The organism is Wolbachia endosymbiont (group B) of Hofmannophila pseudospretella (assembly GCF_964028515.1).
Taxonomy (GTDB): Bacteria; Pseudomonadota; Alphaproteobacteria; order Rickettsiales; family Anaplasmataceae; genus Wolbachia.
Genome location: NZ_OZ034788.1, coordinates 1,385,473 through 1,397,629, shown reverse-complemented (window position 1 = coordinate 1,397,629; position 12,157 = coordinate 1,385,473). Strand labels below are relative to the sequence as shown.

Here is a 12,157-nt window from a genome sequence, read left to right as displayed (position 1 = left end):
TTACTTATTTTTTCACGAATAGGTAAAGATATTAATATATACTGATTTTTTATTTTAAATTTGTTGAATTTCGTCTAAAGAGATGCCCACTGTTTTTAAAATAATATTGATAGAAATTCCTTCCTTAACTAAATTCTTTGCAATTCTCATCTTTTCTACTCTCTTCACTTTCTCTTTGCAAACTTGTATGCTTTCAAACAGAGATTTTATTAGTACATTACGTAGCTCTTGGCTTTTAATCTTTTTGTATTCTTCTATTAACCTTGATAGTTCCACTTCACTATTCTCATTTTCTCTTGTTTCTGGAAGCAGACCTGTAATATTAATTAATAGTACCTTTGCTATTTCATCTAACATTTCAAGTGAAACAGCAGCTCGTCCTTGTTCATATTCATATATTCTTTGATTTATTATGCCTACTTTACTTGCTAAATCTTCTTGAGTGTATCCTCTCCTCAACCTCCATTCTTTTATTCTTTGACCTACTTTATACGGAATAGAAATTTTTTTCTCATCATATTCATCAATAGATAAACTGGTCGTTTGAGAGATAGAAACTCCTTCCTTAACTAAACCCTTTGCCACCTCTACTTTTACTGCCTTTCCACTTTCTTCCTCACTAATACGGATGAATTTAGTTAATAAATAAAACGTTTCACGTAATTCTTGATCCTTAATCTCTTTATGTCTTCTTACTAGATTTAGTACCTCCTCTCCCTCATACCCTTTCTCATTTGATACTTCTTGTCCGCAAGCTAGGTCTCTAGCAGTTGTTGATAATGCTTCTGCTAACTCATATAATTTCTTAATTGAAATTCTGCGTGTTCCTTTTTCATATTGCAGTATTACCTGATATGTTGTTCCGATTTTTTTTGCTAAATCTTTTTGAGTATATCCCTTTGCTAATCTACGATTTCTTACTTCCTGTCCTATCACTTTGTAATCTAAAAAATTAGAGCATTTATTCTCTTTTTTCAAATTTTATACTCCATAATCAGAAGAGCTGTTACGTATACTTAATTGGCAACCTTTTTGACAAACTGAACTCATCTCCTTTCAAACAATTTTTCTATATCACTTAGTTTCATTTCTATATACGTTGGTCTTTCATGACCAGAATATGGAGTTTTCTCAATTTGTCTTAGTATCTCATTCATCTCTTCCAATTTCATTTTTCTTCCTGCTCCATGGCAAGCGATTGTGGCTGATATTTTATTCACCTTATCCTCTATTGGCACCGTATCTTTCATTTCCATTAACTTATCTACTATATCAACTAGCATCTCTTTTATATCTATTGTTCCCAAGATTGCAGGTATTTCTTTCACCCTTACTTTATCTTCTGATTCTATTTCAATATCAAAACCCATTTCAAAAAGCTCATCTTTATAAGTTTTTACCATCCCCATTCCAGCTTGGTTTTTAATTTCAACTGTTTCAGGAAGAAGTTTTTGTCTTTTTATGCTTGATTTTTGCTTTAAGCACTCGTATATCAACCTCTCATAGGCTGCATGTTGATCTACTATAATCAGCCTATCTCCAGCCTCAGCAATAATGTAAGTATTGTGGACCTGACAACGTGCATATCCTAGGGGATGATCCTCTACCAAATCAATTTGCTTCCTTTCTAAAACCATCGTTCCCTTTTGGGCTGGGGATTCTCCATACTTAAAAGTTTCTGGTAAGCTTTGCCTTCTTTCATCTGGTGCATTGAACTCTTTCATTAGACGATTTTCTAAAAGACTTGGTCTCTTTTCATAAAACTCTTTTTGATTTTTTTTCTCTTCATCATTAACCTGTTCTTGGCTATCAAACTCTTCAATACTTTGATCATTTACTGCGAATACGCCTGTTCTCGTTGATAATGCTTTTATTATCCCTCTTCTTACTATTTCATATATCAACCTTTTATTCTGAAATCTTACTTCTGATTTATTTGGATGCACATTTACATCTACTTGATCGTATGGTATCTCTAAGTGCAGCACTGCAAAAGGATACCTTCCACTTAGAATAAAATCTTGATACGCATATCTAATTGCACCAATAAGTAGATTATCTTTTATTGGCCTTCCATTAACAAACGTATAGATCTGAGTTGAATTGCCACGACTAATAGTTGGTTTACAGATGTGTCCCGTAAGTTTGATGCCGTCTTTTTCCTCTTTAACTTCCAGCGAATTGCTCTGAAATTCTTCTTCTATTTCACATAATCTGTTAAATAATGAAGTTTGCTTAACATATTTTAAGAGCTTTTTATTACCGGAAGTGAGAGTAAACCCAATACTATAGTTAATCATTGCTAAGTTATTTACAATGTCAACAATGCTTTGTGTTTCTGCCCTTTCGGTTTTTAGAAATTTTAGTCTATTTGGTGTAGCAAAAAATAAGTCACGAACTTCAATATATGTACCTTGCAACAAAGAACAAGGGGTAATCTCTCTTATTTTTTCTCCTCCCTCATACCTTATAGACCATGCTTCCTTTGCTCCACTTGCCTTAGACGATAATTTCATTCTACTTACTGCTGCAATTGAAGGTAAAGCTTCTCCCCTAAACCCAAGGTGCTTGATTTCTATTAACTCACTATCGCTTAATTTTGAAGTGGCATGCCTCATAAATGCTAGTTCTAAGTCGTCCTTTTCTATTCCATTTCCATCATCTGTCACAGTTATAAGGTTACGCCCACCACTTTCTATTTTGATCTCTATTTCTGTACTTCCAGCATCTATTGCATTTTCTACTAATTCCTTTACTACACTTGCTGGCCTCTCTATTACCTCTCCCGCTGCTATACGGTTTATTGTTTTTGTGTCTAAAAGAATTATTGCCATAATACTCCACCCAATCTATGAAACTTAGAGTTCCCTCTATTTTTTTTTGGTGATTTCTTGACCTCACAATCTCTATATTTTAGCTTTTTAGATTCCTTTCTAGCAAGTCTATCTGCCTCCTCATTGTACATATTACCGTTGTGAGCTCTAACCCACTTCCAATTAATATCATGCTGCAAAGCAACTTCATCTAGTTCCTGCCATAATTCTCTGTTCTTCACTGGCTTTTTATCGGCTGTCTTCCAACCATTTATTTTCCACTTGTTGATCCACTCTGTTACACCTTGTTTAATATACTGACTATCAGTGTGTACAATAACTTTGCAGGAAATTTTTAACATCTTTAGTCCATTAATTACAGCATTTAGCTCCATCTTGTTATTTGTTGTGCTTTCTTCATCTCCAGAGATACGTTTTTTGATAAAGACACTTTTATTTTCATACATTACCACGGCTGCCCATCCACCGGGACCAGGGTTTCCAGAACAAGCTCCATCTGTATATATTATAACCTTCTTTTTGTCCATATTGACAGGATATAGATTTAACATAAATTTGCTACTGAAATGTTGACACTAAGTTTCAAGATCTTTATCATGTAAAGGTGTGGGAGATTAATGAACCTGTCCTCACGATATTAGGTAAGTCGTAATTGAGCTTTTGGGCTTGTATTTTTATTAGGAGGTTAATCTCTCACACCCAAAATAAGTGTTTTTAAAGCTCTTTATAGCTCATGAATTCATTTGCTGGGGTTTATGGAGGGAGTTGTAAAAGATGATAAAATAAACAGCTAAGGTGCGCAGTAGCATTCTATGGTCATCTATGAAGGTAGTTTTTTGCCAACTCTTGAAATTTAGCTAACTTTAATAGACTTTAGCACAAAAACGTTGAATATTTCTTCACAATTGTGTATAATTATTAATGCTTTTTACGTACTCTTGCTATGGCTCTTTCGAAGTTTCTTGATGCTCGCAACGATTATGCATTTAAAAGAATATTTGGCACCGAGAAGAATAAAGATATCCTCATTCATTTCTTGAACGATATTTTAGGCTTTACTGGCTTAGCTGCTATTCACGATGTTGAATTCTTAGCTACCATTTTAGACCCTGAAATTGCCGCTAAAAAGCAGAGTATTGTTGATGTTCTTTGTAAGGACTCTCAAGGTTCAAGATATATTATAGAAATGGTGCGACCTGAAAGTCTTCGGTCATATTGTTTAAAAGGAGAGGAATTCATTCAGAAAGAAACTGAAAGGATTCTAAAACTTATTAAACCAGATGTTTTGCCATCTGAGTCTACGCATCAGTGCGAATCGGGCAACCGGTTGGTGCCGAGCGATGCGGACAATGAACCTCCTCTTGAAAAAGAAGATGCTCAATCGTGAGAGGGGCATAAACTGCAAGCATCATGTGGTTGGAGGGCTAGGCTTAGTGGTATGGTGAACGTAAGTGAAGCTTTATAAGTACCGATACGATGAAAGAGCTAAAGATGCTGATAAGCTCTGACCAAAAGGTAATGTGGATAAGTTACATTCTTCATTTCTGGATGTACGCAAATAATAACTCCACCGGTATAGAGAAGCCACCTAACCCACTGTTGTATGATAGAAGGAACAGGGTAAGCCTGTATTTTCGCCTATATGGCAAGCAAACCGCAAGGAATGCTGATGAAGGTGCAGGTAAAGGATAATGGAGAAAGCGAATGCCATTTTGTAACGAAATGGATAGAATTTGTAACATTAATTCTCGTGAAAACGAGCAGACTTCCATTTGGTCCCTCGTGACAAGAAACTTTGTTAACCACTTAAGGTAGGAAAGCAGATGATTACAAGTAAACCTGTAAGTGCATCTACCGAAAGCTTTGAAGCATGGAAGCAATTGCCATGGAAGAAATGCCAGAAAGTTATTGTGAGGCTACAAAGACGTATTGTTAAGGCTGTCCAAGAAGGAAGATGGGGTAAGGTAAAAGCTTTACAACATCTTCTCACACGCTCTTTTAGCGGAAAAGCTTTGGCTGTTAAGAGAGTAACTGAAAACCAAGGAAAAACCACAGCAGGTGTAGATCGTCAACTATGGTCAACTTGCAATGCTAAATTTCAAGGAATAAAGCTGTTAAAACAAAGAGGATATAAACCTTCTTCGCTCAAACGAATTTATATCAGTAAATCTAATGGCAAAAGAAGGCCTCTTGGTATACCCACGATAAAAGATAGAGCGATGCAAGCATTGTATCTGCTCGCGTTGGAACCGGTAGCTGAAACAATCAGTGATCGTCACTCTTACGGCTTTAGACCTAAAAGATCCTGCGCAGACGCTACTGTGGCTTGCCACTTATTACTGGCAAGTCGTAATCAACTACAATGGATACTCGAAGGTGATATCAAAGGTTGTTTTGATAACATTAACCATGAATGGCTCATGAAGCATATTCCTATGGAGAAGAAAATTCTTCATAGATGGTTAAAAGCTGGTTTCCTAGAATCGAAAACTCTGTATCCCACAACTGCTGGCACTCCGCAAGGAAGTATAATTTCTCCAATACTAGCTAACTTTACCTTAGATGGTCTTGAACAGTTATTAGAAAGTCGCTTTGGTAAATTAGGTAGCAAAAGAAGAGGAAAAATCAGAAGTGGAGTGAATGTAATCAGGTACGCAGACGACTGTGCGCCGTAGAAACACGGGAAGTGTTGAAGCTGTGCAATAGATGAGGGAGGGCCCCTCGGAGCCGGTTTGCAAGAGCAGGCTTCAAACAACCATAAGCTGCTTTGGTAAAGAGCCAAGGTAGTGAGCGTTATGGAAAAGGCATAATTATATGTCATGTAAGGAATAGAGAGATGAACGAAAATGAACCACTGATGAAGTGTCGAAACCTTTTAAATGACGTCAAAACCAGGGGGTCGTTTGTAACCTGGGATAAATCTATCGGGAGCTTGTTTACTGGATAGATGGCGTCCGGCATAAAGGTGGCATGAATCTATTTCAGGCTATTGTGTGGAACTACGGGAACCTGTCGTTTCGATGATAAGGGAGAAATCCAAGGAGCTAAACTCTAAGGATGAGAGTACCGATGCGAAAAACAGGGGCGGATCAGCTCGTAGTAGTGAAGAAGTTTCTGTAATGGAAATGGAGCGAAGGAGCTGAGTTATTCAGTTTTAATTATGTATCAACCGAAAGGGAGGAGTTAATGAATAAAACAAAGTCTTTTGATATACCAAAGCAACTTATTTGTAGGGCTTATAAACAAGTATCGAAAAATAAAGGTGCTGCAGGTGTAGATGAGGTCTCGATAACAAAGTTTGAGGAGAATCTAAAAGATAATTTGTACAAACTATGGAATCGGATGTCATCCGGAAGTTATTTTCCCGAGCCAGTAAAAGCTGTTACAATACCGAAAGATACGGGAGGACAAAGAACTCTATATGTTGTCCGACAGGATAGCACAAACAGCCGCTACTATGTATCTTGAACCGTTAGTAGAGCCGAAATTTCACGAGGATTCATATGGTTATAGACCAAATAAGTCTGCATTGGATGCGGTATATACAGCACGGAAGAGATGTTGGAAAAATGATTGGGCAGTAGATCTTGATATATCTGGATTTTTCGACAATCTGGACCACGATTTAGCACTGCAGGCTATCAAGAAACACACTGACTGCAAATGGATCATACTGTATGTTGAGAGGTGGATGAAAGCCCCCATTCAGCAAGCAGATGGCAGTAAGGTAGTTAGGGATAAAGGAGTTCCGCAAGGAGGTTCAGTTAGCCCAATCATCTCTAATATATTCATGCATCATGTGTTTGATATATGGATGAAAAAGAACTACCCGACAGTACCATTTGAGAGGTATGTGGATGATGCGATAGTGCACTGCAGAACTAAGAGACAGGCAGAATTTATGAAAGTAATGATCGAAGAAAGATTGGCTAAGTGTAAATTGAGGTTACATCCTGAAAAGACACAGATAGTGTACTGTAAGGATGGTGATAGGAGAGATGAGTTTCCTACACAAAACTTTGATTTCTTGGGCTATACCTTTAGAGCTAGAGGAGCAAAGAATAAGAAGAGGGACTGTTATGTTTCATTTCTACCTGCAATCAGCAACAAAGCCAAGAAGAAGATCAAGAAAACCATAAAGTCATGGAGAATACATCGGATTACGTGGACCACATTAGAGGAAATATCGAAGAAAATAGATCCAATAGTCAGAGGCTGGTTTCAGTACTATGGCAGGTTTTATAAATCGGAGATTTATACATCTCTCAGAAATATAGAGAGATACCTCATAAGATGGGTCAGAACCAAATATAAGAAACTTCGAGATCATGGAAGACTAGCAAAGCAATTTCTAGGAAAAGTGAGAAAGAGGTCTCCAAATATTTTCTATCATTGGACACTTGGGTTAGGATCAAAGGACTAAATAATGGGAGCTATATAAACCGAGAGGGTGCGCCGTGGTACGCATTAAGAAATACTTAGCGGAGCTAAGCGGGGTTCAGAATAAATGGCCTCGAGGTGAACAACTAACTTTAACCCGAAAGGGAAGGAGGACAAGAGCATGTATGTAAAGCGAGAGTTATCTGAAGATGTGTAAGAGCCTGTACGTGATCTCAAAAAAGGGATAGAATGAGAGGATAAAGTATATAAAGTAGGATATGCGAAGTTTATATCCAAGTGATATAAGTCGAGAAAAGTTTGAGATTATTGTAGCAGATCTGGAGTCTTGCAGGAAGAGGACAAAGCCAAGAACACTTGATTTATATCATGTATTTTGTGGAGTGTTATACGTCTTAAAAAGTGGCTGCCAGTGGAGAATGTTACCAAAAGAGTTTCCAAAATGGCGGAATTGTTACGACTATTTTAAGAAGTGGAGTGAAAAAGCAGATGCAAATAAAGAAAGTGTTCTGGAGCTGGTATTAAAAAAAAATAGTTGGCGTGGTCCGACAAAACAATGGTCGGAAAGAAAAAACCAGCTTCTGCATAATTGATGCACAAAGCGTAAAAAATGCAGATACTGCTGAAGAAAAAGGCTATGATGCAGGCAAAAAGGTTTCAGGAATAAAACGCCATATTGCGGTAGATACACAAGGTTTACCCCACGCAATTTATATAACAACGGCAGAAATAACTGATCGTAGTAGCGCTGTGAGAATGGTTAAAAATGCTAAAGAAAACCTATCTGAAGTTAAAAATATACTAGTTGATGCTGGCTACACAGGAGAAAATTTTGCAACACAAATAAAAGCAACTATTGGCGCTACCGTTGAAGTAATAAAGCGAAACGAATTACACACCTTTGTCGTATTGCCGAAAAGATGGGTTGTTGAGAGATCTTTTGCTTGGTTGCAAAAATGTAGGCGATTGTGGAAAAATTGCGAGCGGAAACTCAACACTAGCCTGCAAATGGTCGTTCTTGCTTTCGCTGCTTTGCTTCTGAAAAGATTATGAACAGGCTCTAAGGTAACGGCTTGCAACACCTGATCAATATGGTTAAAGCTAAACTGCTTGAATTCTAATCTTCAGGGGTGGGATTTCACATCCATGGGTATCACATTTAAAACCCCATGTCTACAGTAAGCACAAATTAAACTTTCGTTTGTGTGACATTCTGGCTGTAGAACGATAAGTAGTGAACTTATTTAAGAGGATGAATAGAAAACCTAAGTTGATCTAGAACAGTTCTTAGTGACGGAACATGGGATGACCTAAGGAACGCGAGTTCTATGGTTACGGAGTCATCGTAGTAGTCGTGAAAGTAACGAATCACCGGGGAGTGTGGGAAAGCCACATACAGGGCAAAGGGTGACAGATAATTGAATGTTGAAATTGGGAGGTACGCAAGATGCGGAAAGCTGAAACAATACTTAACATTATACGTGAACGTGGACAAAGAAATTTGCCGGTTAAAAACGTATATCGCCTACTCTATCAGCGTGATCTTTACCTTCGGGCGTATGGCAAACTTTGTCGTAATAAAGGTGCTATGACAGAAGGTGTGACAGTTGAAACAGTTGATGGTATGTCTTTGGAAAAGATCGATAAAATCATAGAGGGTTTACGCTATGAGCGATATCGGTGGACACCAGTAAAACGTATCTATGTTTTAAAGAAGAGTGGTAAACGCAGGCCGTTAGGGTTGCCAACATGGTCAAATAAGTTACTTCAAGAAGTAATTCGATTAATATTGGAAGCCTACTATGAGCCTAAATTTAGTGAATGTTCACATGGATTTCGACCAAAGCGTGGATGCCACACTGCATTAAGAGCAGTAATGCAAAAAGGCAGAGGTACAAAATGGTTTATAGAGGGAGATCTCAGTGCATGTTATGACTCAATTGATCATACTATGTTGTTGAAAATACTGAGTGAAAGCTTCCAAGATAACCGTTTTATTCAGCTAATCAATCGACTGCTAAAAGCAGGATATATGGAAAATTGGAAGTACAATAAGAGTCATAGTGGGGTACCACAAGGTTCTATTATTGGTCCAATTCTGAGTAACATATTACTCGATCGGTTAGATAAACATGTGGAGCATATACTAATACCAGCAAATAACCGAGGTAAGCGAAGAAGGACAAATCCAAAATATTTAAGGTTAACCATGCAAGTATCGATGATGAGAAAACAAGGGAACTGGGATCAAGCAAAACAACTGCGTCAATTAGTGCAGGGTATGCCATCTAAGGATTCTTGCGATCTAAATTATCGACGTCTTTGGTATGTTAGGTATGCTGATGATTTTCTGGTAGGGTTTGCAGGACCAAAGAATGAAGCTGAACAAATTAAGAATGAGATTGCTGGGTTTCTCAATGAGGAGCTCAAACTTATGCTTAATGAAGATAAAACGTTTATTACACATGCGTGTGATAGCAAAGCCAATTTTTTGGGTTATGAAATACATGTTTTGCATGCAGATGATAAACATGATCATCGGACACAACGATGTATTAACGGTAGTATTGGGTTACGTGTACCACATCATATAAAGCAGAAAAAGTGTTCTGAATATATGCGTTGTGGTAAACCGATACATTTACCTCAACGTACAATTGATACAGCTTACAGTATTGTTGCTCAGTATCAAACTGAATATCGAGGAATTGTACAATACTACAAAATGGCCTACAACCTTCACACACTAAGTTATCTGAAATATGTGATGGAAGTATCATTAGTAAAGACTTTAGCATCTAAATACAAAACAACTTGCAGGAAAATTTATAGAAAATTTGGTGCGACGATCGAAAATGATGAAGGTGAAAAACGAAAAGTCATCCAAATCAGAGTAGATCGTTTACCATCAAAGATACCATTAATTACACACTTTGGTGCTGTGTTGCTAAAATGGAATAAATGGGTAAGCATAAGTGATAACCTTATACCAATATGGAATAAGCGTAGTGAAATAGAGCAAAGACTATTGGCACAAACTTGTGAATTATGTAAATCACAAGAGCAGATTGAAGTACATCACGTACGTAAACTTGCTGATTTGCTAGGTAAACGTAATACTGAACTACCGGAATGGAAAAAGAGAATGATTGAACGACAGAGGAAAACTCTTGTTGTTTGTCATGAATGCCATAAGAAAATCCAATATGGAAAATATGATGGTGACTCCTTAAAACGTTAGATTATTGGAGAGCCACGTGATACGGAAACGATCATGCGTGGTTCGGAGAGGGGTTGTTGGAAAAGTACTTAACAAGTAACTCGCTGGCTGCCCACTCTACTTTCCGTACAGTTCTGCGAGAGACTGGTGGGGAAGTTCCGCCGGTCTACTCTCCTTGTCATCATACATGAAAATGAAGAGATTATTCTTAAAGCAAAAATTTTAGTTGAAGAATGGTTAGAAACCATTGGACTAAAATTAAAGCCCTCTAAAACAAGAGTTTCTCATACATTAAGAACCATTGACGAAACAAAACCAGGATTTGATTTTCTTGGATTTTCAATAAGATAATATCCAATAACAGAAAGTAAGAAAGGTTACAAGTAAACCAAGTCGTAATTCTATAAAACAGCATACACTAGCTATTAAACATAAACTCAGAGAAATGCGTAGAGCACCACAAGAACGGGTGATAAAGGATCTCAATCCAATAAACAGAGGATGGAGTCAATATTACTCCTCGGTAGTTTCATGTAAAATCTTTAGCTCATTGGATAATATTATGCATAGAAAATTCTGGAAGTGGGCAGTTTTTAGGCACCCAAACAAAGGGAGATGCTGGATAAAAAGAAGGTACTTTAAGAAATATAATAACGAAAACTGGCGCTTTATGACAAGTAATACCAAAATCCATTACTGACCGAACAAATAAGAAACATTACAAACTCGTTTAATAGTAGTACTGGAAATATTGACAATAAAATTACACAAAACATCTTCAAGTAAACCTATGGTATCGTAGATACTATTGCGTAAAGTATTGTATTTGATATATTGCCACAACCTTTCAACAGGATTCAGTTCCGGTGAATAAGGAGGCAAGTATATGATGGTAATGTTTTCCTGAATTTTCAAACTTTTTGATCTATGCCAACTTGCACAATCCATTACAAGAAAGGCTTCTTTCGTGCCTAAATCTTTCGACATCTGCTCCAGAAATATATTCATACAATCAGTGTTTACATATGGAGCAAGTAGGCTAATTTTCTTACCACTTCTTGGATTTACCGCACTGTAGATATAGAAATTTTGTCTACCAATTTTCATTTTAACCTGTGTTCTGACCCCTTTTTTAAACCATCCGTGTCCGATTTTTGAATGAGTTCCAAATCGTGATTCATCAAAAAAATACCTCCTTTTCAGGGTGGGAATTGACTATTTTATTGAAGTATTTTTTAAACTCTTCTTGCTTGTTTTTATCTTGTTTATGGTGAATTGGCCTCGGTGTTATGTAAGAAAACTTCATCCTTTGTATCTCACGGTGCACTGTTGATTTGCTAATGTTTAGGCCAAATTCCTCTGAGATTTTTATTTGCACTTCCTTAATAGTAATATTTGGATTTCTTTCTACCCATATTTCAATTTGCTCACGTTGATTTTTGTTTAATTTGCTTTTTCTTCGCCGCTGAGACGGGGAAAATAATCTTTCTACTCTACCAAATTTTAGATGCTTTATCCATTCAGTCAAAGCAGTCCTTGAAATTTTACATATTCTTGCCACAGCGCTTATACTACTTTCTTTTCCTGCTATCACCGCTTGTAACTTTTTTGAAACATATGCGTTATTTCTGACCTTTTTTAACATTTCTTTCGCCAAATTTACAACTTTTTCGTCTAATAGTTTTGACCTTAATGCCATTTATAC

At 37.0% G+C, this 12,157-nt stretch carries 12 protein-coding genes and 1 pseudogene; 9 read left to right on the top strand and 4 right to left on the bottom strand.

All coding sequences use genetic code 11. The annotated features are described in order from the left end of the window. Window positions 1-54: 54 nt before the first annotated feature. The 3 genes from ABWU24_RS06740 to rnhA form a co-directional block, all read right to left on the bottom strand. Window positions 55-978 carry a helix-turn-helix domain-containing protein gene (locus ABWU24_RS06740; RefSeq protein ID WP_353274643.1) on the bottom strand — a complete coding sequence of 308 codons (924 nt, stop codon included), beginning with the start codon at window positions 976-978 and terminating at the stop codon, window positions 55-57. 68 nt (window positions 979-1,046) lie between these two features. Continuing rightward, window positions 1,047-2,834: a DNA mismatch repair endonuclease MutL gene (gene mutL / locus ABWU24_RS06735; RefSeq protein WP_353274641.1), complete on the bottom strand. Its 1,788-nt coding sequence runs from the start codon at window positions 2,832-2,834 to the stop codon at window positions 1,047-1,049. Next, window positions 2,825-3,361: a ribonuclease HI gene (rnhA, locus tag ABWU24_RS06730; RefSeq protein WP_410542177.1), complete on the bottom strand. Its 537-nt coding sequence runs from the start codon at window positions 3,359-3,361 to the stop codon at window positions 2,825-2,827. The genes mutL and rnhA overlap by 10 nt, the downstream gene beginning before the upstream one ends. A gap of 416 nt (window positions 3,362-3,777) precedes the next feature. Here rnhA and ABWU24_RS06725 point away from each other — a divergent pair. From ABWU24_RS06725 to ABWU24_RS06685, 9 genes and pseudogenes are all read left to right on the top strand, one after another. Then, window positions 3,778-4,023 (top strand): annotated as a pseudogene (locus tag ABWU24_RS06725) (PD-(D/E)XK nuclease family transposase); the annotation flags it as partial. Between the two features lie 634 nt (window positions 4,024-4,657). Beyond that, a complete protein-coding gene (locus ABWU24_RS06720) occupies window positions 4,658-5,509 on the top strand; it encodes a reverse transcriptase domain-containing protein (protein WP_410541964.1) in 852 nt (283 codons plus the stop codon). Between the two features lie 345 nt (window positions 5,510-5,854). Next, window positions 5,855-5,977, top strand: coding sequence for a hypothetical protein (locus ABWU24_RS06715; protein ID WP_338405986.1), 123 nt, complete (start codon window positions 5,855-5,857; stop codon window positions 5,975-5,977). 43 nt (window positions 5,978-6,020) lie between these two features. Continuing rightward, complete coding sequence (locus ABWU24_RS06710; protein ID WP_353274639.1) at window positions 6,021-6,302, top strand: hypothetical protein; 282 nt, start codon at window positions 6,021-6,023, stop codon at window positions 6,300-6,302. After that, complete coding sequence (gene ltrA / locus ABWU24_RS06705) at window positions 6,256-7,257, top strand: group II intron reverse transcriptase/maturase (RefSeq protein ID WP_353274637.1); 1,002 nt, start codon at window positions 6,256-6,258, stop codon at window positions 7,255-7,257. The genes ABWU24_RS06710 and ltrA overlap by 47 nt, the downstream gene beginning before the upstream one ends. Window positions 7,258-7,492: 235 nt before the next feature. Next, a protein-coding gene (locus tag ABWU24_RS06700) for an IS5 family transposase (RefSeq protein ID WP_341815401.1) occupies window positions 7,493-8,285 on the top strand; the annotation gives its coding sequence in 2 pieces (ribosomal slippage) (window positions 7,493-7,756 and window positions 7,758-8,285; 792 coding nt in all). Between the two features lie 394 nt (window positions 8,286-8,679). Beyond that, window positions 8,680-10,473 carry a reverse transcriptase/maturase family protein gene (locus ABWU24_RS06695; RefSeq protein ID WP_182282558.1) on the top strand — a complete coding sequence of 598 codons (1,794 nt, stop codon included), beginning with the start codon at window positions 8,680-8,682 and terminating at the stop codon, window positions 10,471-10,473. Between the two features lie 126 nt (window positions 10,474-10,599). After that, window positions 10,600-10,803, top strand: coding sequence for a hypothetical protein (locus ABWU24_RS06690; protein ID WP_353274635.1), 204 nt, complete (start codon window positions 10,600-10,602; stop codon window positions 10,801-10,803). A 52-nt stretch (window positions 10,804-10,855) separates the two neighbouring features. Next, window positions 10,856-11,152 (top strand): group II intron maturase-specific domain-containing protein, encoded by a 297-nt coding sequence (locus ABWU24_RS06685; RefSeq protein WP_353274788.1) that lies wholly within the window; start codon window positions 10,856-10,858, stop codon window positions 11,150-11,152. Here ABWU24_RS06685 and ABWU24_RS06680 read toward each other — a convergent pair. Continuing rightward, window positions 11,146-12,151, bottom strand: a protein-coding gene (locus tag ABWU24_RS06680) for an IS630 family transposase (protein WP_353274215.1) whose coding sequence is annotated in 2 segments (ribosomal slippage) — window positions 11,146-11,640 and window positions 11,642-12,151 — 1,005 coding nt in all. Because the reading frame shifts where the segments join, the coding sequence is not laid out codon by codon here. The genes ABWU24_RS06685 and ABWU24_RS06680 overlap by 7 nt on opposite strands. Window positions 12,152-12,157: the final 6 nt, after the last annotated feature.